Source organism: Poseidonocella sp. HB161398 (assembly GCF_005870025.1).
Classification (GTDB): Bacteria; Pseudomonadota; Alphaproteobacteria; order Rhodobacterales; family Rhodobacteraceae; genus Mangrovicoccus.
Genome location: NZ_VATA01000219.1, coordinates 1 through 1,409, shown reverse-complemented (window position 1 = coordinate 1,409; position 1,409 = coordinate 1). Strand labels below are relative to the sequence as shown.

The 1,409-nt window shown below is 73.9% G+C and carries 1 protein-coding gene; it reads left to right on the top strand.

Annotated elements, in window-relative coordinates; genetic code table 11:
- Positions 1 to 1,409: DEAD/DEAH box helicase (locus FGX59_RS36880; protein WP_240722886.1), on the top strand; the 1,409-nt coding region annotated here is incomplete at both ends.

The following is a 1,409-nucleotide window of genomic DNA, read 5'->3' as shown; positions in this document are numbered from 1 at the left end:
TCGCTCGGCTTCCGCGCCGAGATCGGCGGGCAGGCGGTGGATGTCGCCCCGCTCATCGCCGCCTTCCTCGAACAGGCCCGCGGCGAGCCCGGCGCCTTCGCGGACGCCGCCGCCCTGGCGGCGCATCTGGCCGGCCGCCCCGTGTATCTCGACCGCGGCAAGGACGGCTACGCCGCGCTGGATCTGAGCCCGCTGGCGCCGCTCCTGCACCTCTTCCTGTCGCACCATGCCGAACTCGGCGCGCTGCATCCTTCGGATGCCGAGGTCGCCCGGCTGGCCGAGGAGGCGCTGGAGGGCAGCTCTGTCCGCTTCGCCGACCATGCCGGGATCCTGCCGCTGGCCCGCAGCCTCCAGGCACTGGCCGACACGGACGCGATCCGCCCGCCCGAGGGGCTGACGGCCCAGCTGCGCGGCTACCAGGCCCAGGGCGCCAACTGGATGGGCAGCCTGCTGGCGGCAGGGTTCGGCGGCATCCTCGCCGACGACATGGGACTCGGCAAGACGCTGCAGGCCCTGGCGCTGCTGCTGGCGCGGAAGGAGACCGGGGCGGCGGGACCGGCGCTGCTCATCGTGCCGACGAGCCTGATCCATGGCTGGCAAGCGCAGGCGGCGCAGTTCGCGCCCGGGCTGCAGCTCGTCACCCTGCACGGGCCGGACCGCGCCGCCCGGCGGGAGGCGGCCGGGGAAGCCGACCTGGTGCTGACGACCTACCCGCTCCTGGCGCGCGACCGCGGCTGGCTGGCGGCGCGCGACTGGCCGCTGGCGATCCTCGACGAGGCGCAGACCCTGAAGAACCCCGCGTCGCAGATGGCCAAGACCCTCCGCGACATCCCCGCGGCGGGGCGCCTGGCCCTGACCGGCACGCCGCTGGAGAATTCCCTGGCCGATCTCTGGACGCTCGCCGACTGGGTCAATCCCGGGCTGCTCGGAGACCGCAGGACATTCCAGGCGCTGTTCCGCACCCCGATCGAGAAGCAGGGCGACCGGGCGGCCCAGGCCAGGCTGAACCGGCGGCTGCGGCCGTTCCTTCTCCGCCGCACCAAGGAACAGGTCGCCGCCGAACTGCCGCCAAAGACCGAGATCCTCGAGCGGGTCGAGCTGCCGAAAGCCCAGCAGGCGCTCTACGAGACCGTGCGCAGCGCGATGGATGCCCGCGTGCGCGAGGCGATTTCCGCGCGCGGGCTGGGCGCGGCGCGGATCACCGTGCTCGACGCGCTCCTCAAGCTGCGGCAGGTCTGCTGCGACCCGGCGCTGGTCAAGACCGCGGCCGCCCGCGCGGTGGCCGACAGCGCCAAGCGCGCCCGCCTGCGCGAGCTCCTGTCAGAGCTCGTCGCCGAGGGCCGCCGCGTCCTGGTCTTCTCGCAATTCGTCGAGATGCTACGGCTGATCGAGACGGACCTCGCGGCGGC